Origin of the sequence: Hydrotalea lipotrueae, from assembly GCF_019249625.1 — a bacterium.
Classification (GTDB): domain Bacteria; phylum Bacteroidota; class Bacteroidia; order Chitinophagales; family Chitinophagaceae; genus Hydrotalea; species Hydrotalea flava.
In genome coordinates this window covers 14,216-37,452 of sequence record NZ_JAESDL010000018.1, presented here as the reverse complement: position 1 = coordinate 37,452, position 23,237 = coordinate 14,216, and the positions used below count along the sequence as shown (strand labels likewise).

Annotated in this window: 21 protein-coding genes, 1 tRNA gene, 1 pseudogene and 1 riboswitch; of the genes and pseudogenes, 18 read left to right on the top strand and 5 right to left on the bottom strand. The window is 38.4% G+C overall.

Features of this window, described 5'->3' with window-relative positions:
- Positions 1-60: 60 nt before the first annotated feature.
- From JK139_RS11065 to JK139_RS15895, 5 genes and pseudogenes are all read right to left on the bottom strand, one after another.
- Positions 61-1,524, bottom strand: a complete 1,464-nt coding sequence (locus JK139_RS11065) for a TolC family protein (RefSeq protein WP_074420490.1) — start codon at positions 1,522-1,524, stop codon at positions 61-63.
- Between the two features lie 205 nt (positions 1,525-1,729).
- Complete coding sequence (locus tag JK139_RS11060) at positions 1,730-2,917, bottom strand: trans-sulfuration enzyme family protein (protein ID WP_218331304.1); 1,188 nt, start codon at positions 2,915-2,917, stop codon at positions 1,730-1,732.
- A gap of 17 nt (positions 2,918-2,934) precedes the next feature.
- A complete protein-coding gene (locus JK139_RS11055) occupies positions 2,935-4,278 on the bottom strand; it encodes an APC family permease (protein WP_218331303.1) in 1,344 nt (447 codons plus the stop codon).
- Positions 4,279-4,470: 192 nt separating this feature from the next.
- Positions 4,471-4,752, bottom strand: coding sequence for a hypothetical protein (locus JK139_RS15550; protein WP_228733209.1), 282 nt, complete (start codon positions 4,750-4,752; stop codon positions 4,471-4,473).
- 91 nt (positions 4,753-4,843) lie between these two features.
- A pseudogene (locus tag JK139_RS15895) lies at positions 4,844-5,004 on the bottom strand (TMEM175 family protein).
- Between the two features lie 156 nt (positions 5,005-5,160).
- Positions 5,161-5,351, top strand: a riboswitch (cobalamin riboswitch).
- Positions 5,352-5,484: 133 nt separating this feature from the next.
- Between JK139_RS15895 and JK139_RS11045 the strand changes: the two are divergent.
- The 18 genes from JK139_RS11045 to hsdR all read left to right on the top strand — a co-directional run bounded on the left by JK139_RS11045 (position 5,485) and on the right by hsdR (position 23,177).
- A complete protein-coding gene (locus JK139_RS11045) occupies positions 5,485-7,419 on the top strand; it encodes a TonB-dependent receptor plug domain-containing protein (RefSeq protein WP_218331302.1) in 1,935 nt (644 codons plus the stop codon).
- A 15-nt stretch (positions 7,420-7,434) separates the two neighbouring features.
- Positions 7,435-8,040, top strand: a complete 606-nt coding sequence (locus JK139_RS11040) for a DUF6580 family putative transport protein (protein WP_218331301.1) — start codon at positions 7,435-7,437, stop codon at positions 8,038-8,040.
- A 51-nt stretch (positions 8,041-8,091) separates the two neighbouring features.
- Positions 8,092-9,039 (top strand): ABC transporter substrate-binding protein, encoded by a 948-nt coding sequence (locus JK139_RS11035; protein ID WP_218331300.1) that lies wholly within the window; start codon positions 8,092-8,094, stop codon positions 9,037-9,039.
- Positions 9,026-9,241: a cysteine-rich CWC family protein gene (locus JK139_RS11030; RefSeq protein ID WP_068244382.1), complete on the top strand. Its 216-nt coding sequence runs from the start codon at positions 9,026-9,028 to the stop codon at positions 9,239-9,241. The genes JK139_RS11035 and JK139_RS11030 overlap by 14 nt, the downstream gene beginning before the upstream one ends.
- Positions 9,238-9,753 (top strand): bifunctional adenosylcobinamide kinase/adenosylcobinamide-phosphate guanylyltransferase, encoded by a 516-nt coding sequence (gene cobU, locus JK139_RS11025; protein ID WP_218331299.1) that lies wholly within the window; start codon positions 9,238-9,240, stop codon positions 9,751-9,753. Before JK139_RS11030 ends, cobU begins: the two co-directional genes overlap by 4 nt.
- Positions 9,753-10,496, top strand: coding sequence for a Dph6-related ATP pyrophosphatase (locus tag JK139_RS11020; protein ID WP_218331298.1), 744 nt, complete (start codon positions 9,753-9,755; stop codon positions 10,494-10,496). The genes cobU and JK139_RS11020 overlap by 1 nt, the downstream gene beginning before the upstream one ends.
- Positions 10,483-12,195, top strand: coding sequence for a nicotinate-nucleotide--dimethylbenzimidazole phosphoribosyltransferase (gene cobT, locus JK139_RS11015; protein ID WP_228733207.1), 1,713 nt, complete (start codon positions 10,483-10,485; stop codon positions 12,193-12,195). The genes JK139_RS11020 and cobT overlap by 14 nt, the downstream gene beginning before the upstream one ends.
- 22 nt (positions 12,196-12,217) lie before the next feature.
- The gene (locus JK139_RS11010) at positions 12,218-12,994 is read left to right on the top strand and encodes an adenosylcobinamide-GDP ribazoletransferase (protein WP_218331297.1); all 777 of its coding nucleotides are present in this window, start codon (positions 12,218-12,220) and stop codon (positions 12,992-12,994) included.
- Between the two features lie 9 nt (positions 12,995-13,003).
- Positions 13,004-13,606 (top strand): alpha-ribazole phosphatase, encoded by a 603-nt coding sequence (gene cobC, locus JK139_RS11005; protein ID WP_218331296.1) that lies wholly within the window; start codon positions 13,004-13,006, stop codon positions 13,604-13,606.
- A 37-nt stretch (positions 13,607-13,643) separates the two neighbouring features.
- The gene (locus tag JK139_RS11000) at positions 13,644-14,222 is read left to right on the top strand and encodes a MarC family protein (RefSeq protein ID WP_075051813.1); all 579 of its coding nucleotides are present in this window, start codon (positions 13,644-13,646) and stop codon (positions 14,220-14,222) included.
- Between the two features lie 160 nt (positions 14,223-14,382).
- A tRNA-Arg gene (locus JK139_RS10995) sits at positions 14,383-14,454 on the top strand.
- Positions 14,455-14,703: 249 nt separating this feature from the next.
- Positions 14,704-16,158, top strand: coding sequence for a type I restriction-modification system subunit M (locus JK139_RS10990; protein WP_074419363.1), 1,455 nt, complete (start codon positions 14,704-14,706; stop codon positions 16,156-16,158).
- A gap of 1 nt (position 16,159) precedes the next feature.
- Positions 16,160-17,035 (top strand): RhuM family protein, encoded by an 876-nt coding sequence (gene rhuM / locus JK139_RS10985; protein WP_074419364.1) that lies wholly within the window; start codon positions 16,160-16,162, stop codon positions 17,033-17,035.
- Positions 17,032-18,321, top strand: coding sequence for a restriction endonuclease subunit S (locus JK139_RS10980; RefSeq protein ID WP_179853199.1), 1,290 nt, complete (start codon positions 17,032-17,034; stop codon positions 18,319-18,321). The genes rhuM (JK139_RS10985) and JK139_RS10980 overlap by 4 nt, the downstream gene beginning before the upstream one ends.
- An 11-nt stretch (positions 18,322-18,332) precedes the next feature.
- A complete protein-coding gene (rhuM, locus tag JK139_RS10975) occupies positions 18,333-19,304 on the top strand; it encodes a RhuM family protein (RefSeq protein ID WP_074419365.1) in 972 nt (323 codons plus the stop codon).
- A 102-nt stretch (positions 19,305-19,406) separates the two neighbouring features.
- A complete protein-coding gene (fic, locus tag JK139_RS15890; RefSeq protein WP_074419366.1) occupies positions 19,407-20,288 on the top strand; it encodes a protein adenylyltransferase Fic in 882 nt (293 codons plus the stop codon).
- 30 nt (positions 20,289-20,318) lie between these two features.
- On the top strand, positions 20,319-20,687 hold the full coding sequence (locus tag JK139_RS10965) for a four helix bundle protein (protein WP_218331295.1): 369 nt from the start codon (positions 20,319-20,321) through the stop codon (positions 20,685-20,687).
- Positions 20,688-20,717: 30 nt separating this feature from the next.
- The gene (hsdR, locus tag JK139_RS10960) at positions 20,718-23,177 is read left to right on the top strand and encodes an EcoAI/FtnUII family type I restriction enzme subunit R (RefSeq protein ID WP_218331294.1); all 2,460 of its coding nucleotides are present in this window, start codon (positions 20,718-20,720) and stop codon (positions 23,175-23,177) included.
- Positions 23,178-23,237: the final 60 nt, after the last annotated feature.

Here is a 23,237-nt window from a genome sequence, read left to right as displayed (position 1 = left end):
AATATTTTTTTATTATATGTTGATTGAGATGTTGGATGTCTTGTTGAAATATTTCGTTGCTTATAATTTTAAACCCATGCCTTTATAAAATTCTAATAATTTCATTTTGAAAATATAATCATACTCATTGGCTACCTGTTGCAATTTGGCTTTCAGTAAATTATTTTGATTGGTAATTAAATCAACCGTACCCAACATACCAATTTCATAACGTTTTAATGCAAAATCGTAAGCCTTCTGAGCACTCATTACGCTTTTTTTACCGGCAGTAAATTTTTCGAAAGCAGACTCTGCGTTGCTGTATGCTGTATAAATATTGTTTTTTAAGGTAAAATTTGCCTGTTCATTTTGCAACTGTGTGTTTTTGTAATTGAGCTTGGATTGCTGGTATGCAATTTTGCTTTGCCCATTGTTAAAAACAGGAATACTTAAACTTAAACCCAACCCCTGACCAAAGTTGTTGGTAATTTGATTACTCCATCCCTGCCACAACTGTCCAAAGTTTCTTTTAGACTGAGTAATAGAAATATTTGGACTTTGCACATAATAGGTATTGGTACCAATTTTTACAATAGGCTCTGCACCGGTTATTGGTGAATACCCATTGAAAGTGTACCCATCAATCTGATTAAAAGAATTATAAAAGTTGGTACCTAAACTTAGGCCAAACCCAAGCGTAGGATATAAAGCTGCTTTGGCTACCTGAATATTTTTTTGTGCAGCCTTTAACCGAAAGGCGTTACCCTTTTGTAAAGGCTGATTATTCAAAGCTAAAGCATACACAACTTCGGGTTGTAAATCTGCAAAGGATTCTAATGGTATCGTTGAAACATCTGGTGTATCTACTTCAAAGGGTGCAGCAGCATCCAAATTCAATACTGCTTTCAATTGTAAAACGCTTTGTAAAAAAGTGGTTTTAGCAGCAATGTAATTGCTACTATCATTGGCTAATTGTGCCTCTAGTTCAATTTGGTTCAACTCAGGCAATGCACCTGCATCTACCTGCTTTTTAGTAATATCTAACTGCGTTTGCGTTTGTTGAATTTGTACCTTACTAATATTAATTTGCTCATTGGCACTTAATACCTGTAAATAATAGGTAGCCACATTTAATGCCGCATCGTTCGATGCTTTTTCTACATCGGCCAAAGCCGCCTGTGCACTGAATTGAGCGGCAGAAACATTGCTCTTCAATCGATTCCAATTGTATAAAGTTACATTGCTATTGGCTTGTATATTTTGATACAAAGCCTGTGTATTGGTGTAAATATTGGTGGTTCTGTCAATTGACCGGCCAAATTGCACCCCAACACCCGTTCCTAACGAAACGGTGGGTATTTGAAATAATTTAGCCTGCTGTACCTGCAATGCAGCCAGTCTGGCCTGCACATCAGCCTGTTTTACAGAAATATTGTTTTTCATGGCATATTCTACGCATCGCTGCAAACTCCACTTGTCTTCTTTGTTTTGCGCATTGCTATACAAGAAGAGTAAGGAAAAACTAATCACCAAAAAATATTTCATGCATTATCGTTTGTGTCCATTAAAAAACATTCCCATACCAGTTAGATGCCTGATTCTCTATTTTATATGGATGTTTCGGAAAACTGCATTCCATACCTCCTTCAAATTGTTTAGCCCCCCGTTAACCAAAAACTATCTTCAATCAAACATCTTATTACAAAAATAACAGAATAGTTCAGGCACTCCGAAATTTTAGATAAATGGTTTATTGAGCAGGAGCAACGGCTTTTAGAAAGGCCTGTTGTAAATCGGCCACCAAATAATTGGCTTCTTCTAATCCAATATACAAACGAAGCATTCGGTGATTGGGGTTCATTTTGTTGTATTCATTTTTTGGCATACCGGCGCAACGGGGAATGATTAAACTTTCATAACCACCCCAGCTAACCGCCATTTTAATATGTTGCAGGGCATTACAAAATAATTCTATTGTTTCAAGCGCTACCGGCTTTAAAACAAGGGTACACAAGCCACAGGCGCCTTTCATTTGTTGCTGCGCCAATTCAAACTGCGGAAAACTGCTGTCGAACGGAAAGATAACCGATTCAACCATGGGCTCCTTTTTTAAATAACCAATAACCTGTTTCGTGGTTTGTGTAATATGCGCTAACCGCATGGGCAATGTTCTAAGGCCGCGAATTAACAACCAGGCATTAAAGGGCTGTATACCACTGCCTATATTCATATATTCACTATTAAAAATGCGTTGAATCATTGCGCTGTTACTACTTAAAACACCTGCTACCACATCGCTATGTCCGCTAATGTATTTAGTAGCCGATTGCAGGCTAATATCAATACCCATTGCAATGGGTTGCTGATAAACGGGTGTACAATAACTGTTGTCGATAACGGTAACAATGTTGTGCCGTTTTGCCAATGCTGCAACAGCACGAATGTCCTGCAGTTCATACGTCCAGCTATTGGGCGATTCTAAATAAAACAATGTGGTATTGGGCTGTAGTGCATTTTCCCAATTTACAATAGCTGTTCCATCAATATAGGAATGCGTAACACCAAAACGGGGTAAAATTTCTTCAAACATTTTTCTTGCCCAGGTATACACACCTGCTACACTTACAATATGACTACCTGATTTTACATTGGCCAGCACTGCTGCAAAAATAGCTGCAGCACCACTGTTAAACACCAAACAATCTTCCGCACCATCTAATGCAGCTAGTTTTTGTGTCAGCATTTTAACTGTGGGATTTAACCCACGGCTATAGAGCCAGGTATTGTATTCATCAGCAAAAGCTTCACGCAAATCCGCCACCGTTTTAAAGGAAAAATTAGAAGTTTGCACAATGGGTGGAGCCACCGCCCTGAAGTAGGCCTCATTATCTTCGCCCAGCTCATTTAAAATGTATGATAAAGAATAAGTATCTTCCATAGCAATTCAATAAATATTTAAATAATGGTTTCTTTTCGGTTTTGTTGTTTTTTATGAAACAGAAAATACAATGCAATAAATCCAGCCAATACCAAAATACCAACCAGCGCTGTATCAGGACTGTGAATAATAATGCTGATACAAACAAACACATAGGCAGCAATAAAAATAAGCGGCAGTAATGGATATAATTTCATTTTATATATTCCGGTGCCATCTAAGTGTTTTGTTTTTCTTCTTAAAATAAAAATGGTAGCACTGGAACCCACCATACCAAACGAATCTAAAAAAATAGTGAAATTTAAAATTCTTTCAAAGGTTTGGGCAAAGAATAAAATTACAATACACATTGCAGCAAATACCGTTAAAGAAACAGTTAACACCTGATTTTTATTATTTTGAACAGCAAATGCTTTAGGCAATGAACCTTCATCACTCATTGCATACATGACTCTTGGATTGCTAAGCAATAAGGCATTTACATAAGAAAGAACACCCACAAACAAAAAGAATGAAAAAATTTCAGCACCTCGAATGCCAAATACATTTTGAATTAACACATAAGCAATTTCTGTTTCATTTTTCATCTGATGAAAACCGATAACCCGATAATAACTCAGGTTTACCAATAAGTACAATACAATAATGATGGTAATGCCCATAAAAATACCACGGGGCATATTTTGGGCCGGCTTGTTGATTTCATTACCAAAATTGATGGTTTGCTGATAGCCTCCATAAGTAAACGATACAGCTATGAGACTAATCCCTAAACTTTGAATCCAGCTCATATGTGGAGTGCTATCAGCCATAACACTTGCTGTTGCTACTGCCTGATGATATGGAAAAAACAAGGCCGCAATGAGTACCACTATCATTCCTATTTTAATTAGCATTAAAATATTTTGAGCCTTTGCACTCATACGCAAACCCATTAAATTAATACCATAAAACACTAAAATAGCCCCGGCACTGATAATGGCTTTATCAATATCCGTCCACTGATGACCGGGAAACAATTTTGTAATATAACCACTTCCTATTAATGCAACGCCACTTAGTGATGCAGCATTGCTGATTAAAATGATACAGTTAATGGCAAAGGCAATACTAGGATGATAGGCTACTGAAAATATTTTATAATACCCGCCGGTAACCGGGTAACGGCTACCTATTTCCGCATATGTTAAAGCACCACAAAAAGCTATCAATCCACCCAATATCCATGCAGTAAAATAAACAGATGGCGTAATGGCATCCTTGGCAGAAGTAGCGGCGGTTCTGAAAATACCCATTCCAATTACCAGCCCTACTACAATCATGGTAAAGCTAAACAAATTCAGTTGTTGTTTTCCCTGCATGTTGCTAAAGTATGGCACTCAATATAGTAAAGAAATCAATGAAACACAGAAAAAGCTGTTCATTCTATAGGCCACTTTCTATCCATGCATAAATAGCAGGATAGATACCACCCTAAAAACCGACCCATGAATTGAACATAAAGCATCATTTTCCGGCAATAAGCAATGGCACATATCTGTTCAAAAAACAGCTCAATATATTGGTTTAGAAGTTGAGATGATTCTTTTTTCAATACGCCTGTCCGGCACAATCCAAATAACAGCTACTACCCCATATAAAAACAAAGCCACCCAGGCATTCCAAAATCCAACTGCAATGGCAATAATATAAATATAAACTGAAACTTTTCCCTTAACATCATTGTTTATGACTGCAGCTAAAGCAGCCTCTTTTCCATGCAATGCAATTAACGTACGAACCAAAATAAAGTAAGCAATGGCATTCATTAATAACACAAAGCCATACAATACCACCGGTAAACTTTCAAAATGATTTCACCATCCATCCCGACACAAATGGTACCAATGACAACCAAAAAAACAAATACAAATTTTCAATAATATTTTACCGTTTACAAGCGCAACACTTTGCATTAAATAAATGGTGGTGGTTACTCCAGTAAATTCCAATATAAATAAAACTCAAATATAACTTAGCAATACCGGCCATATTGCTTGTAATGCACTAAATGTAGCAGTATGTGGCACTTTAAACTCTAACACCATTATGGTAATAATTATGGCTATTACGCCATCGCTAAAAGCTTCCAATCTTCCTTTTCCCATGGTGAATCATTCGGTGAAAAAATGAAATTAAATAAAAAATGTACAATTCAAAGCAATTACTATTTTTGCCTTGTATTTGGTTCTTTTTATTGCATTGCAAGCCATTCTTTCAACGGTATGCATTGTGATAGAAGGATTAAAAGGGAAACCGGTGTAATTCCGGTGCTATCCCCGTAGCTGTAAGGGCCTCAGTAAAAGAGAAAGCGATAACAACCACTGTTCCTAAAACGGAATGGGAAGGTGCTAAAGCCCCAAGCCAGAAGACCTGCCAGATACAGCCTCATTGAAAAATGAGTTTGTCATTCACGGCTTTCGGGTGAAAAGCATGGAATGTAAAAGACTGTCTGCAGCAGTCGATTATATTTCTCCGTTTTTTTGTTTTCCTGAAAGCTCATTGTTTCATTTTAAAAACAATCAACAATGAGCAAAAAATTAACGCTCCTTCTTACATCCATAGCTTTGGGCTATGCAGCTTTTGCACAACAAGACTCTATGGCCACCCGCCAGTTAAACGAGGTGGTAGTAACCGCTTCTAAAACACCTATTAAAGAATCAGAAACGGGTAAAATTGTAACCGTAATTGATCAAAAAACCATTCAAAACCATGCAGGCAGCAGTTTAGCTGCATTGTTGAATACACAGGCAGGTTTTTTTATTAATGGCAGCAACAATGCATTGGGTACTAATTTAGATTTGTACTTCCGTGGTGCTTCTGGAGGCAATATGTTAATTGTGATTGACGGAGTGCCGGTGTACGACCCCTCACAAATCAACAATTCATTCGACCTGAATAATATTCCTTTAGACCAGGTAGAACGTATTGAAATTCTGAAAGGCGGACAAAGTACTTTATGGGGCAGCAATGCCGTTGCAGGTGTTATTCAAATTTTTCTAAAAAAAGAAGCCAAAAAGAAAATGGCCCTGAATGCCAACGCATCTTATGGCACTTATAACACTTTCAATAGTGGTGCCGGCATTAGCGGCTCGCTTAAAAAATGGGATTATTTGGTGCAGTACAACTACATTAAAAGCGCCGGTTTCCCTGCTGCTTATGATAGTACGGGTAAGCAGAACTTTAAAAAAGATGGTTTTGAGCAAAGCAGCGTAATGGCTGAAACCCGTTACCATTTTTCGCCTTCATTAACAGCAAAAGCGTTTGGCAATTTTAGCCATTACCAAACCGATTTACCTGCCGGTGCTTTTACCGATGAAAAAGATTATACCCTTAACAATAAAAATAATTTGGGTGGACTGGCATTAGATTTTCAACACAAAAAAGTAAACTGGATTTTACAGGGAAGTTACCAGCAAACCAACCGCCATTATGTAAACGACAGCACTTATGTTTCGAGCCCTTATTACAATTATTCGAACCAGCAATATAACGGCAATACCACTACGTTAGAAACCTTTGGCAGTATCCGTTTCCAAAAACATATTCGCCTGGTTTCGGGTATTCAGTACCAACATCAAAACACCAGCCAAAGCTATTTTAGTACCGGACCTTACGGACCCTACACTTCTGAACTGGGACAAGACAGCGCCAATGTTAACCAGCTTTCGGCGTATGCCTCTTTGCTGTTGCTGAATATTCATGGGTTTAATTTTGAAGCCGGTGGCCGCGTTAACCACCATTCCATTTATGGTAACAATGCAACTTATACCCTTAATCCCTCATTTGTAATTGATGAAAATACCAAGTTATTTATTAACATTTCATCAGGCTATAATATTCCTTCGTTGTATCAATTGTATAGCGCTTATGGCAACAAAAATTTAAAACCTGAAAGCAGTACTACTTATGAAATTGGACTCCAAACCCAAAGCACAGATAAAAAAATGAGCCTGCGCCTTGCTGCATTTAAAAGAGATACCAAAAACCTGATTATTTTTTATACCGATGCCAATTACAACAGCTACTACATCAATCGCGACCAACAACACGACTATGGCTTTGAAGTAGAAAGCAATACACAAATTGGTACAATTGGCACCTGGAGTAATAATCTTACCTATATTGACGGGCATGGCATTCAAAATGGTGTTAGTGTAAACAACCTGTTCCGACGTCCTAATTTTGTGATGAACAGTGTACTTACCCTTTCGCCCGTAAAAGGCTTTACCATTGCACCGGCCTTTAAATACGTAGGTACTCGTTTAAAAGGGCCTTATGATATTGGACCTGATTTACAGCCCGCTTATTATACTGTTGACTGTTTTATCAGCTACCGGGTTAACAAACAAATTCGCCTGTTTACTTCGCTCAACAATATTACCGACCAACAATATTTTGATATTGTAGGCTATAACAGCAAACGCTTTAATATGATGACAGGGGCTTATTTTAACTTTTAAATTAAAACAATCGTTATGTCTATTCAAAAATTCAATCCGGCAACAGCAATTGTATTGTTGTTTATTTTATTAGCCGCTGCTTTGCGTATTTGGAATGCCGGCAGTACCCTATCGCCTTTGGCCAATTTTACGCCCATTGGTGCCATGGGGCTATTTGGTGGTACTTATTTCAATCAGCCCTGGAAAAAATATGCATTTCCTTTAGGTGCTCTTTTTTTTAGTGATGTGATAATGATGCATACCATTTATGCAGGTTACGGTAACGGGTTGCTGTACAAAGGATGGATATACACTTATCTTGCATTTGCAGTAATTGTTTTAATAGGCACATTGATTAAGCATGTAAAAATGAGTACGGTAATCACCGCGGCATTTGCGGCTGCACTGGCACACTGGATTATTACAGACTTACCCGTTTGGTGGTTTGGTGGATTAGATATCAGAAACGGCCAACGCTTACAGCGCAATTGGGATGGGTTTGTTCAATGTTATGTTCAGGCTTTACCCTTTTTAAGGAATATGCTGGTAGCCAATATTGTATACGGCGCCATTTTTTACGGCAGTTTTGAATGGCTGCAAAAAAAATATCCGGCCTTATCAGTGCATGCGGTTTCAAAATAATAAACGTACAGGGCTTGCTGCAGTAGCCCTGTTTTTTCTTAAACCCATACTATGCTAAAAATTGTTTCCTTTTTGCCGGCCGCCACACAAATGATATATGATATGGGCCTCGACCATATGCTCTATGGTATTACCTTCGAATGTCCTGAACCTGCCCTTTCTCAAAAACCCAAAGTGGTTCGCTGTGTTTTAGAAGACAACCATTTAAGCAGCACTGAAATTGATACTATTTTTTCTGCTGCGAAAGCATCGGGAAAAAGCTTGTATTATGTGGATGAAGATTTACTCCAACAAATAGAACCCGATATTATTTTTACACAGGATGTTTGTGAAGTATGTCAGATTGATACGGCCTGCACTGCCGCTGCCATTGCCCGATTGAAGAAGCAACCACAGTTAATTGCCTTAACACCGCAAACACTGCAGGATGTGTATCAAACTGCCATCACTATTGCTACTGCCATAGGTAAAGAAGAAAAAGCATATCAGTACCTGGCACAACTGCAACAAACCACAAACCATATTTTAGATAAACTTCGTCAGCACCAAATGCCGCTTAAAACCGTGGCATTGTTGGAATGGATACAACCCATTTATAATTGCGGACATTGGATTCCTTACCAGATAGCCATGGCCGGTGGCATAGACATGCTCAGCCATCCCGGTGGCGATTCCATTGTTACCCCCTGGAGCAAAATTGTACGTTACAATCCGGAAATTATCATCATTGCACCCTGTGGCTTTTCCATTCATCGTGCAAAAGAAGAAATACATCTTTTAACTCAATTTCCGGAATGGAATGGTTTAAAAGCAGTACAAAACCGGCAAGTTTATCTGGCCGATTTTGATTTGTTTACCCAACCCAGTGCCGGAACACTTGTTAACGGTATTGCCTTGCTGGCAGCATTATTTCATCCCCAATTATTTCAGATTCCTGCATCATTGCAACATAAATATCTTCAGCTTTATCCCCAAACCTTTGCTTATGCCACACCATGAAGAAAAATTATGCGCCCGCTGCCAGCAACCTTTTGAATGTAAAGTGGGCGATATAACCCATTGCCACTGCACTGAAATTACATTAACAGATGCGGAAAGATCTTTCATTGAAAACCGTTACAGCGATTGCCTTTGCAAAGCATGTTTATTGGCACTAAAAAACAAATATATTTTATTTAAAGAAAAATATTTTTTACCATGATTATTTTAATAACCGGTGGAGCCAGGAGTGGCAAAAGTAATTATGCGCAAAATCTGGCATTAAATATGAGCAACAGCCCGGTTTATGTTGCCACGGCTAAGGACTGGGGAGATGATTTCACCGAAAGAATTCAACACCATAAAAATAACAGAGGAAAAGAATGGATGAGTTATGAAGAAGAATTTGAAGTGAGCAAACTGCCTATTCAGGAAACAGTTGCAGTAATAGATTGCATTACGCTATGGCTTACCAATTTTTTTATCAAAAACCAAAACAATATTGATACAGCACTAATAGAATTTAAAAAAGAAATAATAGCCATCCATCAAATGCCGGGTACTTTTATCATTGTAAGCAATGAAATTGGAATGGGTGTTCACGCAGAAACGACCATTGGCAGAAAATTCACGGATTTACAAGGCTGGGCTAACCAATTCGTTGCCTCACTGGCCGATAAAGTGATTTTTATGGTGAGTGGTATTCCTGTAATCATAAAAGAAACAAATCAATAATGGCACATCTATCTGTTTTTAACTGGAGTGGCGGCAAAGACAGTGCATTGGCACTTTATAAAGTTTTTCAAAATACTGAATGGCAGGTTGGCGCATTACTTACCTCTGTAAATCAAACTTATAATCGGGTGTCTATGCACGGTGTTAGAAGTATATTGTTAGAACAACAGGCTGCCGCCATTGGCATACCGTTAGTAAAATTATTACTGCCAGAACAACCTGATATGGATATCTATAACAGACTGCTCACCAATACCATGCAACAATTCAAAGCACAAGGGTATACCCACTCCATTTTTGGCGATATATTTTTAGAAGATCTGCGCAACTACAGGGAAGAAAAAATAGCAGCAGCCGGCTTTCAGGCACATTTCCCTTTATGGAAACGCAACACTATTGAATTGGTGCATGAGTTTATTGATCTCGGCTTTCAATCTATTATCGTTTGCACAAAGGCAGAACTGTTAGATGAAAGTTTTGCAGGCAGAATCATTGATCATGATTTTCTGAAAGACCTTCCCGCAAATGTTGACCCATGTGGCGAAAACGGTGAATTCCACAGCTTCGTTTTCAATGGCCCTATTTTTAGGCAACCCATCCCGTTTACCATTGGCGAAAAAGTATTGCGGACCTACAACGCACCTAACAATGCAAGTAACCCCTGTTCATCACAAAATCATCAACAAAACCAGATGGGCTTTTGGTTCTGCGATTTAATTCCTGCTAACCATGGAACTATTTGATGTATTCAATAAAAGAAGAGATACCCGGCATTTTACCAATGATGTTGTTCCGGATATGGTATTAGAAAAAGCACTGCGGGCAGCACACATGGCTCCATCTGTTGGATTAAGTGAAGCCACCAAATACTATTTGCTATTAGAGCAGCATATCAAGAATGCTATTCACGAACTATTTCAAAGCGAAAACCAAAAAGTTGAAGCAGAACTTTTACACAACACTGCTCTGTTACAACAGTACAAAAAATTAAAACTGGAAGCAATTAAAGAATCGCCCGTTGGATTAATTATTACAACTGATTATAGTGTACTGGAAAAATTTACCATTGGCATTTCAGGCACTGCCGATACCCTGCAATGGAGCAGTGTTTGTGCTTTACAAAACCTATGGTTATCATTAACTGAAGATGGATTTTCACTCGGTTGGGTATCTATTCTAAATTTTACGGCATTTAAAAATTTACTGAATATACCGGCGCATGAATACCCATTGGGATATTTTTGTATTGGGAAACCGGCAACCGATTATGGACAACAACCCATGCTGCAAAAAGATGGCTGGAAGTCCAAATCAAAAAATTCGGAAGTAAAAGAAATTAAACAGTTATATCCTACTGCAAGTAATGCTGCAAACTTTCAATTCAGTAAAATTGCCGGAACAAACAATACTTTGCTCAAAGAAGCACTCATCAAAAAAACAAATGGCAAAACCAAACCCGTAGGTGCATTGGGTATATTAGAGTCCATTGCAGTTAAAGTTGGATGTATACTGGAAACAACTGCTCCGGAAATAAAAAATCCGAACATGATTATTTTTGCGGCTGATCATGGTATTGCTGCAACCGGACTGGTAAATCCATATCCGCAGGTAGTTACACAACAAATGGTTCGCAACTTTTTACAAGGTGGTGCAGCCATTAATGTTTTTTGCAGGCAAAACAACTTAAAACTTACCATTGTTGATGCAGGTATCAATTGCGTTTGGAAAAATGAGGATTTAGCATATCCCAATTTTACAGTGAGCAAAATAAATATGGGTACTAAAAATTATTTGGAAGTACCTGCAATGACCAAAGACGAGTTGGTAACCTGTTTACAAAAAGGGAGGGAGTATATTCTCCAACTAAAACAACAGCAATGCAATACAATTGCCCTTGGCGAAATGGGCATTGGCAATAGTTCATCGGCAGCACTTATTATGCATGGCTTATTAAATATTCCTTTAGCAGCATGTGTGGGAAGAGGCACTGGCACAAATAATGACCAATATCAAAAAAAATTGAAAGTATTGGAAAAAGTGGCTCATCAATACCACCTCCATCATAACAATATCGACCCTTTACAACTTTTACAACTAATTGGAGGATTTGAAATTGCCATGTTAACAGGCGCTTACTTGCAGGCGGCTGCGGAAAAAATGGTGATTATTGCTGATGGATTTATTACAACAGCAGCATTGCTTGTAGCAAAAAAATTACAGCCAAATGTTACAGATTATTGCATAGCATCACATCTTAGCAACGAAAAAGGTCATCAGCAAATGTTAGCCTATCTGCAATTACAACCATTGTTGCAATTAGAATTACGTTTAGGTGAGGGAACCGGTGCAGCATTAGCCCTTCCCTTAATCCAGTCGGCTATTGCTATGCTGAATGAAATGAATGATACCGATTCCTTTCAAATCAACGGACCTTCCAACTAAATTAAATTTTTTATTTGTATACATGAAGAAGCAAATACAATTTTTTTTTACTGCATTAATGTTTTTTACCCGATTACCGGTTCCAAAAAATATTAACCACAACCAAAATTTACTGCAACAGTCGGCTCGCTATTTTACCTGGGTGGGTCTCTTGGTTGGTTGCATTACTGCAACTGCATATTATGTTTTCAGCCTGCTGCTGTCTGCACATCTTGCCATTGCTTTTTCTATGTTAACAGGTATTTTAACTACAGGTGCTTTTCATGAAGACGGCTTTGCAGATTGCTGTGATGCATTTGGCGGAGGCTGGACAAAAGAAAAAATTTTACAAATTATGAAAGACAGCAGGCTGGGTACTTTTGGAGTAACCGGCTTAACAGGAGTATTGGCATTGAAGTATTTGCTATTGGTTGAAATTAGTCCTCAAATTCATAGCAAATACTTTTTACTGCTTTTTCCATGCGCACATGCTGCCAGCAGGTTTATGGCCATTGTTATCATGCAAACAAGTAGTTATGTACAGGATACAGATACCAGTAAATCAAAACCATTGGCTAATAGAAAATTAACCGTTATTGAAATAGCAATTGCTATTGCAGGAGCCTTAATTCCATTTTGTTTTCTTCCCGGCATTTGGCTTGTTACATTAGTGCCCATGTTATGGGTAACATGGCGGGCTGACACATATTTTAAAAAATGGATAGGCGGTTATACAGGCGATTGTTTGGGCGCCACCCAGCAGGCTACTGAAGTTGTTTTCTATATTGCTGTTTTGATCATAGTTAACCACCTGCATTAAATATATAAAATGATCATTTATTTAATACGTCATACCACACCTTCTATACCAAAAGGAACCTGTTATGGTCAAACTGACATTGAACTATCCCATACTTTTGCTGAAGAAGCAGCAACCCTTGCAAAATTTATTCCACCACTTAGTTTTAAGGTATACAGCAGCCCCTTACAACGTTGCAAATTATTGGCTAAAAAATTGTTTCCGGATGTGCCCACTCAATACATACCTGAATTAATGGAAATAAACTGTGGCCAATGGGAAATGAAATTTTGGGATGATATTCCAAAGGAAGAACTCAATACCTGGATGTTCGATTTTGTAAATTGCCCCTTCCCAAATGGTGAAAGCTATATACAGTTCCATGAAAGAATATCAAAATGTTTTCAGCATATTACATCCAACCCAAACTATCCTTTGGCCATCATTACCCACGGTGGTGTAATCAGAAGTATTTTATCCTATCTTACCCAAACACCCTTGCAAAAATCATTCGAAATTTTTAATATACCATATGGTTGCATCATTCAACTTACCTTACAAAACAATCAAAGCAGCTGGCAATATTGTTACAATCCACAACCAACACAAACAGAACAACACAGACCTGCTTAATCGTTTTTTGATTGTACCTTAGCAAAAACCTAACCGAATGACGATTCATTTCGACCAGCTCATTACCGTAACATTTACCTTGTTTGCGGTGATTGATATTGTAGGCTCCATTCCACTGCTCATTTCTTTAAAAGACAAAATGGGCGATATTCGTTCGTCCAAAGCCACACTGGTTTCGGGCGGCTTAATGATTTTGTTTTTATTGGTGGGCCAACAGTTTTTAAGTATTCTCGGTTTAGATATCCGCTCTTTTGCAGTGGGTGGGTCCATCGTTATCTTTTTATTAGGTTTGGAAATGGTATTGGGCCACGAAATATTTAAAGGCGATGCCGATGCTGCCTCGGGCACTGTGGTTCCCATTGCATTTCCCATCATTGCCGGAAGCGGAACCCTTACTACCATCATGTCGCTCAAAGCCAACTTTCAACAGGGTTATATTTTAGCAGGCATCCTCATTAACCTGGTCATCGTGTATATTGTACTTAAATCATTGAAATGGATTGAGCATGCCCTCGGAAAAGCAGGCCTGTTGGCTGTTCGCAAATTTTTTGGGGTAATATTATTGGCCATTGCCGTAAAAATATTCAGCAGCAATATTGGGGCATTCGGCAAATAATACTTTTGTTACCGGCTTTGGCTATGCTATTGAGCTTCCGTTGCGTCGCACCCTTGTACGTTCTGTTCATAGCGCAGCTTTGGGTATCACCGCAACAGTTTATCAGAATTATTGACGTTTCAATAGCCGAAACATTTATTTTTGCGGCCGAACAACTACAGGCCTCGTAGTACAATGGATAGTATAAGAGTTTCCGAAGCTCCAGATCCAGGTTCGATTCCTGGCGAGGCCACAATCTACCCTTTGAAACCCTTATTTTAGCTGTAAATATACAAAATCAGGGTACAAAGAAGGGACGATTTATTATGACACTGAGCCAATCCTTAACAATACCTCAAAACAAATTTTGACCTCTCCCCAAAAAATTAAACAAGAAAAAATTATAAATATCCTGCCTTAACCCCTTAATACCCCCACCCAAATAAACGAGCGTTTTTTTGCCTACTTGTTTTATATTTGAAAGATTAAATATGCAAGTAGAATGTTTGAACAAACCTTTAAAAATATTGACGATATACTTCACAAAGACGCTGGTTGCGGTAGTGAATTGGATTATGTGGAGCAAACCAGTTGGATTCTGTTTCTCAAGTATTTGGACGACTTAGAGAAAGACCGTGCCACAGCAGCCGAACTTACAGGAAAGGCATACACGCCTATTATTGACAAAGAATATCGCTGGACAACCTGGGCTGCACCTAAAAACAAGGACGGTAAACTCGACCACCACAACGCTTTGACAGGTGACGACCTCACCGACTTTGTAAATGGCAAACTCTTTAACTACCTCAAAAAGTTTAAGCAAAGTGCCGAAAGTGCCGACACCATTGAATATAAGATTGGCGAAATTTTCAGCGAACTGAAAAACCGAATCCAAAGCGGTTACAACTTACGGGAAGTGATTAACCTCATTGACCAGTTGCGTTTCCGCACCCACGCAGAAAAGCACGAAATGAGCCACCTCTATGAAGACAAGATTAAAAATATGGGCAACGCTGGGCGTAACGGTGGCGAATACTACACGCCTCGTCCGCTCATTACGACCATTGTAAAAGTGGTTGCCCCTAAAATTGGCGACAAAATTTATGATGGTGCTTGTGGCTCTGCTGGCTTCCTGTGCGAAGCGTTCAATTATCTCAAGTCACACAAATCGCTTTCCACCAAAGAAACCGAGATACTTCAAAAGAAAACCTTTTACGGCAAGGAGAAAAAATCGCTGGCTTACATATTGGGTGTAATGAATATGATATTGCACGGTGTGGAAGGTCCTAACATCATACACACCAACACGCTTGCCGAAAACCTTGCCGACATACAGGAAAAAGACCGCTATGATGTGGTGCTTGCCAATCCACCATTTGGTGGAAAGGAACGTGCTGAAGTGCAACAAAACTTTCCGATAAAAACAGGCGAAACCGCTTCACTCTTTTTGCAGCACTTTATTAAAATTTTGAAAGCAGGTGGCAAGGCGGGTGTAGTAATCAAAAACACATTTTTAAGCAATACCGACAATGCCACTGTTGCCATACGCAAAACCTTGTTGAAAAACTGCAACTTGCACACCGTGTTGGATTTGCCCGGTGGCACTTTTACCGGTGCAGGTGTAAAAACCGTTGTGTTGTTTTTTGAAAAAGGAAAACCCACGCAAAAGGTTTGGTTTTACCAATTGAACCTCGACCGCAATTTAGGCAAGACAAACCCACTCAACGAAAACGATTTGGCGGAGTTTATTGAACTGCAAAAAACCTTTGCCGATAGCGAAAACTCTTGGACGGTAAATGTGGCAGCCATAGACCAAAGCACTTTTGATTTAAGCGTAAAAAACCCGAACAAAAAAGAAGAAATTACGCTACGCCAACCGCAAGCCATTTTGGAAGAAATGAAAGCATTGGATGAAGAAAGTGCGGAGATTTTGGAATCTATTAAAAGTCTGATCTAATATGAAAGACGAAATTGTATTATACCGGCCCGATGCACTTGCCGAGCATATTGAAGTTAGGATTGATGAAAAAACGGAAACCATTTGGCTAACCCAACAGCAAATTGCTGATTTATTTGGCACGCAACGACCCGCCATTACCAAACATTTAGGAAATATTTTTAAATCGGGCGAATTAGACGAAAATGTGGTTAGTTCCATTTTGGAACATACCACCCCTCACGGTGCCATTAAAGGCAAAACACAAAAGTCCAAAGTGAAGTATTACAATATAGATGCCGTATTATCTGTGGGTTATAGGGTAAATTCTGTCCGAGCTACCCAATTTCGCATTTGGGCAACCAGAGTTCTCAAGGATTACTTGTTAAAAGGCTATGCCCTAAACAATCGAATGAACAGAATGGAAGACAATGTGGAAGCTATTTCAGAAAAAGTTAACCAAATTGAGCTGCAAATAAATACGCACCTTATTCCTACCCAAGGTGTATTTTTTGATGGGCAGGTGTTTGATGCTTATGAGCTGGCATCAAAAATTATCCGATCGGCAAAGCAAAGCATAGTATTGATAGACAATTACATAGATGAAACCACCCTCACCCATTTGGCAAAAAAGAAAAAGGGGGTAAACGTGCTGCTGCTCACCAAAACCATCACTAAACAATTACAACTGGACGTGCAGAAAGCCAAAGCACAATACGAAAACTTTGAACTAAAAACCTTTACCCATAGCCATGACCGTTTTTTAATTGTTGACAACAAAGAAGTGTATCATTTGGGAGCTTCACTCAAAGATTTAGGTAAAAAATGGTTTGCTTTTTCGAAACTGGAAGCCAAATCGGTAGAAAGTATTTTAAACTCAATTTTGGAAATGATATGACTTTCGACAAGCTCAAGTCCCAAGAAGGACCACAAAAAACAAAGGCAGGTGCGCCAAGTCGAACCTGGGAAATAAAGAAGTTGGGGGAAGTTTCAGAAATTCTAAATGGTGGAACTCCAAAAACCAATATTGCAGAATATTGGGACGGTGATATTCATTGGATTACTCCTGCGGATTTAGGAAAGCTAACGAAACCAACAGTTAATAATACTCCTAGAAAAATCTCAAGGTTAGGTTTAGAGAAATCTTCTGCAAAGTTGTTTCCTGAATACTCAGTAATACTTTCAACGAGAGCACCAATCGGACACTTGGCAATAAATGAAGTTCCGATGAGCACCAATCAAGGTTGTCGTGGAATTGTGCCGAGCAAAAAACTTGACACTTGGTTTTTATATTATTTCTTGAAAAAGAATGTTGATTTACTTGATAGTTTAGGAACTGGAGCAACTTTTAAAGAGCTTTCAACAAAAGCACTTGCCGGAATTGAAATCCCCCTTCCCCCACTCCCCGAACAACAACGCATTGTTTCCATTTTAGATGAAGCCTTTGCCGCCATAGCCAAGGCAAAAGCCAATGCCGAACAAAACCTCAAAAACGCGAAAGAACTTTTTGAAAGCTATTTGCAGGGGGTGTTTGAGAAAAAGGGTGATGGTTGGGAAGAAAAAATGTTAGAAGAATTAGCAGACGAAAATTGCACCCTTTCTTACGGAATAGTTCAACCTGGTGAAGAATTTGAAAATGGTTTGCCAGTAATCAGACCAACTGACTTAACAAGCAGATACATAAAAGTTGAAGGATTAAAAAAAATTGACCCAAAATTGGCTGATGGTTACAAGAGAACAAAATTAATTGGAGATGAATTGTTTTTATGTGTTCGGGGAACAACTGGAGTAGTTTCAATTGCTACCCCAGAATTGAAAGATGCCAACGTGACAAGGGGCATTGTTCCTATTCGTTTCAATTCAAAAATTATCAATCAGGAATTTGGATATTATTTGCTCATTTCAAACTATGTCCAAAAGCAAATTAGAGCAAAAACCTATGGTGCAGCATTAATGCAAATCAATATTGGCGATTTAAGAAAAATTCTTACTCCTTATCCATCACTCAAAGACCAACAACCTATCGTCCGCCAATTAGATGCCCTGCGAACCGAAACGCAAAAGTTGGGAGGGTTATATCAAAAGAAAATTGATGATTTGGAAGAACTGAAAAAATCAATCTTGCAGAAAGCATTTGCAGGAGAGTTGAAAATGGATAGTGTAAAAGTTGCACAAATAGCATAAATCAATGGATAATGAATGAAATAGTCATATATACAACTGCTGATAAAAAAACTGAAGTAGAAGTTCAGTTTGATGGTGATACCGTTTGGCTCAACCAAAGGCAAATGGCTAAATTGTTCAACCAAACCAAGCAAAACATAAGCCTGCATATTAATAACTGCTTTAGAGAGAAGGAATTAAACAGAAAGGCAACTGTCAAGGAATCCTTGACGGTTCAAAAAGAAGGTAAACGGAACGTAACACGCAAGATAGAATATTACAATCTGGATGTGATTATTTCAGTAGGATATAGAGTAAAATCAGTAAGAGGCACACAATTCCGCCAATGGGCAACCCAACGCCTGAAAGATTATTTGGTAAAGGGCTATGCCATTAATCAAAAACGATTGGAAGAATTGGGAAAAATGGTGCAACTGATTGAACAATCAGGCAAAGCGGAAACCTTGCAATTGCACGAAGCCAAAGGGCTGTTGGACATTTTGAGCCATTACACCAAAAGTTTTGTATTGCTCAATCAATATGACAGCCGCAATCTACAAACAAGCAACTTAAATGAAAACATTACCTATGCAATTAGGTACGAAGAAGCCATAACCGCCATAACAGCGTTGAAAAAGCAACTCATGGGAAAAAAAGAGGCAACGGACTTGTTTGGAAAGGAGAAAGACAATGGTTTCAAAAGTTCGTTAGAAAGCATTGTACAAACTTTTGGCGGGCATTACTTATATCCAAGCATAGAAGAGCAGGCGGCTCATTTGCTGTATTTTGTTATCAAGAATCATTCTTTCAACGATGGTAATAAACGCATCGGAGCATTTCTATTTATCTGGTTTTTAGAGAAGAATAAACACCGTTTCAAACAAACAGGTGAATTAAAAGTGAACGACAATGCACTTACAGCCATTGCTTTGTTGGTAGCGCAAAGTGCCCCCGAAGAAAAAGAACTAATGATACAACTAATCATTAACCTAATTAGAGACTAATATGAACGAAGCAGAAAATAGAGCAGAACTCATAGACCCAAAGCTAAAAGCTTGTTGTTGGGGCGTTATTAAATGGACAATAAACCTCAATTAAAAAAGTAAATGAGCAGCACAAAAATATCCATACGATTTTTTGACGACCGGGAAGTACGTGCCTTATGGGACGAAGAAAACGCTAAGTGGTGGTTTTCGGTATTGGATATTGTTGCCGTGCTTACCGACCAGAACGATTATGCCAAAACCCGCAACTATTGGAAATACCTGAAAGCCAAGCTAAAGAAAGACGGCAGTGAAGTGGTTAGTGCCACTACCCAGTTGAAATTACTCGCTCCTGATGGCAAAAAACGCTTGTCTGATATGCTTGATTACAACGGTATTATTGCCTTGGGTAAAGAGTTTCCAGGCAAAAAGGCAAACCGGTTTATTGAATGGTTTACCTACAGTGATGAAAGTATTGACGGAAAAAGTAAAACCAAAGCGTATGCCTTATTTGACAGTTCATTTATCAACAGCATAGAAGTAGGTACCACTAAAGGATTGCAGCAAATACACGGCTACTTATTTGGCGGTTTGTATGACTTTGCAGGGCAAATCAGGCAGAAAAATATTTCAAAAGGTGGTTTTCAATTTGCAATGGCTCGTTTTCTTGAAGATACACTAAAGCAAATAGATGAAATGCCTGAAAACACTTTTGATGAAATAGTAGCCAAATATGTAGAGATGAATGTTGCTCACCCATTTATGGAAGGCAATGGCAGAAGCACCCGAATTTGGTTAGACCTGATATTGAAAAAACGTCTGAAAAAATGCGTGGATTGGAGTAAAATCGGGAAAGCTGAATATATGAACGCAATGGTAAAAAGTCCTGTAAACAGTAGTGCTTTGAAAAAACTACTCAAAAACGCTTTAACCACCGAAATAGATAGCAGAGAAATGTTTATGAAAGGAATTGACTATTCCTATTACTACGAGGAGAACAATTGAAAATTGATAATTGAAAATGGAAAGTTGAAAATGATGGAAAAGAAAGAAAATATCGTAATGAACAAATCGTATGTGTTTGCATTGCGGATTATAAAATTATACAAGCATTTGTTAGCGGAACAGAAAGAGTATGTGTTGTCAAAACAAATATTGAGAAGCGGAACTGCAATAGGTGCTTTAGTTAAAGAAGCTGAACACGCCCAGTCAAAAGCAGACTTTATCAACAAAATGAATATAGCTTTAAAAGAAGCCAACGAAACAGAATATTGGTTAATGCTGTTAAAAGATAGCGATTATTTAGACGAAAGAAGTTTTCAATCTATTCATTCTGATAGTTCAGAACTTATTAAGCTTTTAGCAAGCATCGTTAAAACTTCTAAACAAAACAATGGCAAATAATTTTCAACTTTCAATTATCCATTTTCAATTATGAATGAGGCAGAAACAAGAGCAGAACTCATAGACCCCAAGCTAAAGGCTTGTGGTTGGGGCGTTGTGGAAGGCTCTAAAGTCCTTCGTGAATACAACATTACAGCAGGTAAAATTCAAACAGGTGGTGGCAGGGGCAAAAGAGAAACTGCCGATTATGTGTTGGTTTACAAAGGAATCAAATTGGCAGTAGTTGAAGCCAAAAGTGATGAATTAGAAGTGGGCGAAGGTGTAATGCAAGCCAAAAAATATGCGGAAAAACTTCAATTAGAAACCACATACAGCACCAACGGAAAAGCCATTTACCAAATCTGTATGAAATCAGGCGAAGAAGGTTTGGTAACAGATTTTCTAAGCCCCGAACAACTTTGGAATAAAACTTATTCAATTGAAAATGGACAATTGACAATTGAAAATGAATGGCGAGAAAAGTTTGCGAATGTGCCGTTTGAAGATAAAAGCGGCACCTGGCAACTTCGCTACTATCAGGAAATAGCAGTGCAAAGGGTAGTTGAAGCCATTGCACAAGGCAAAGACAGAATTTTACTCACCCTTGCCACAGGAACGGGAAAAACAGCCATCGCTTTTCAAATTGCGTGGAAACTGTTTCAAACCCGTTGGAATCTTTCAGTAATTGAAAATGGAAAATGGAAAATGGAAAATGAAGGCTATGAAAAAGACAATTTTCAGCTTTCAACTGTCAATTCTCCATTATACCGAAGACCGAGAATTTTATTTTTAGCCGACAGAAATATATTAGCCGACCAAGCCTACAATTCGTTTTCTGCATTTCCTGAAGACGCATTGGTGCGTATAAAACCCAACGAGATAAAGAAAAACGGAAAAGTGCCCACCAACGGCAGCATTTTCTTTACCATTTTTCAAACCTTTATGACTTCACCAATGGAAAATGGAGAATTGAAAATGGAAAATGACCCGGACAGTGAAAATAATTCTCAATTTTCCACTTTCAATTTTCAATTATATCCGAAGGATTATTTTGATTTTATCATTATTGACGAGTGCCACCGTGGCGGAGCAAATGACGAAAGCAATTGGCGGAGTATTTTAGAATATTTCAGTCCGGCAGTGCAATTGGGTTTAACAGCCACACCCAAACGAAAAGACAATGTGGACACTTACCGCTACTTTGGCGAACCAGTTTACATCTATTCGCTGAAAGAAGGCATCAATGACGGTTTCTTAACACCATTCAAAGTAAAACGCATTAAAACCACGCTGGACGATTACTGCTACACTTCTGATGATACCATTGTGGAAGGCGAAATTGAAGATGGCAAACTCTATGAAGAAAAAGACTTTAACCGCACCATTGAAATTATAGAAAGAGAAGCCAAAAGAGTAAATATCTTTTTAGATGAAGCCAACCAAAACGAAAAGGCAATTATATTTTGTGCCAATCAAGGACATGCAGCATTGATAAGAGATTTGGTAAACCAAAACGCCAAAAGTAAAGACCCATTTTATTGTGTTCGTGTTACAGCCAATGACGGAGAAGAAGGCGAAAGATTGTTGAGAGAATTTCAGGATAACGAAAAGACAATACCAACTATACTGACCACTTCGCAAAAACTTTCCACGGGTGTAGATGCAAGAAACATTCGAAATATCGTGTTGCTTCGTCCCGTTAACTCAATGATTGAGTTTAAACAAATCGTAGGTCGTGGCACACGATTGTCTGACGGCAAAGAGTTTTTCACCATTTACGATTTTGTAGATGCTTACAAACACTTTTCAGACCCCGAATGGGACGGAGAGCCAATTAGAGAAGAACCAAGCAGTGTAAAAGAAGCAAAGGGCGAGTATAAACCAAGAGAACCAAAAGAACCGACTGAAACAGAACGCAAACAGAAAATAAAAATCAAACTGCGAAACGGAAAAGAAAGGGAAATCAAACATATGGTTTCTACTTCGTTTTGGAGTGCAGACGGCAAACCCATTTCAGCAGAAGAGTTTTTGAATAACCTGTTTGGTGAGTTGCCTAAACTTTTCAAAGACGAAGAAGAATTGCGGAAACTTTGGAGCAATCCAATTACCCGAAAAGGTTTATTGGAGAATTTAGATGCAGCAGGTTTTCCAAAAAACGATTTACTGACTTTGCAAAAGTTGGTAGATATGGAAAAAAGCGACTTGTATGATGTGTTGGAATACGTTTTCAATGGCGACTATATCGCAATGACAAGAGAAGCCAGAGCTAAAGCAGCCGAAGCGACCATTTTTGCCTTACTCAACGACAAACAAAAAGAGTTTATCACTTTCGTGTTGAGCAAATACGTTGAAACAGGCGTTGACGAACTCGACCAAGAAAAACTACCTATCTTGCTGACAAACAAGTATCAATCATTAGAAGATGCGAAAGAAATTTTGGGTGATGTGACTAACATTAGTAGGCTTTTCATCGAGTTTCAACAATTTTTGTATCAGAAGAGAATTGCATAGGAGATTACTCATTTAATATTTAACCTAAGATATTTCCAAGACATTTTAATATATATTTAA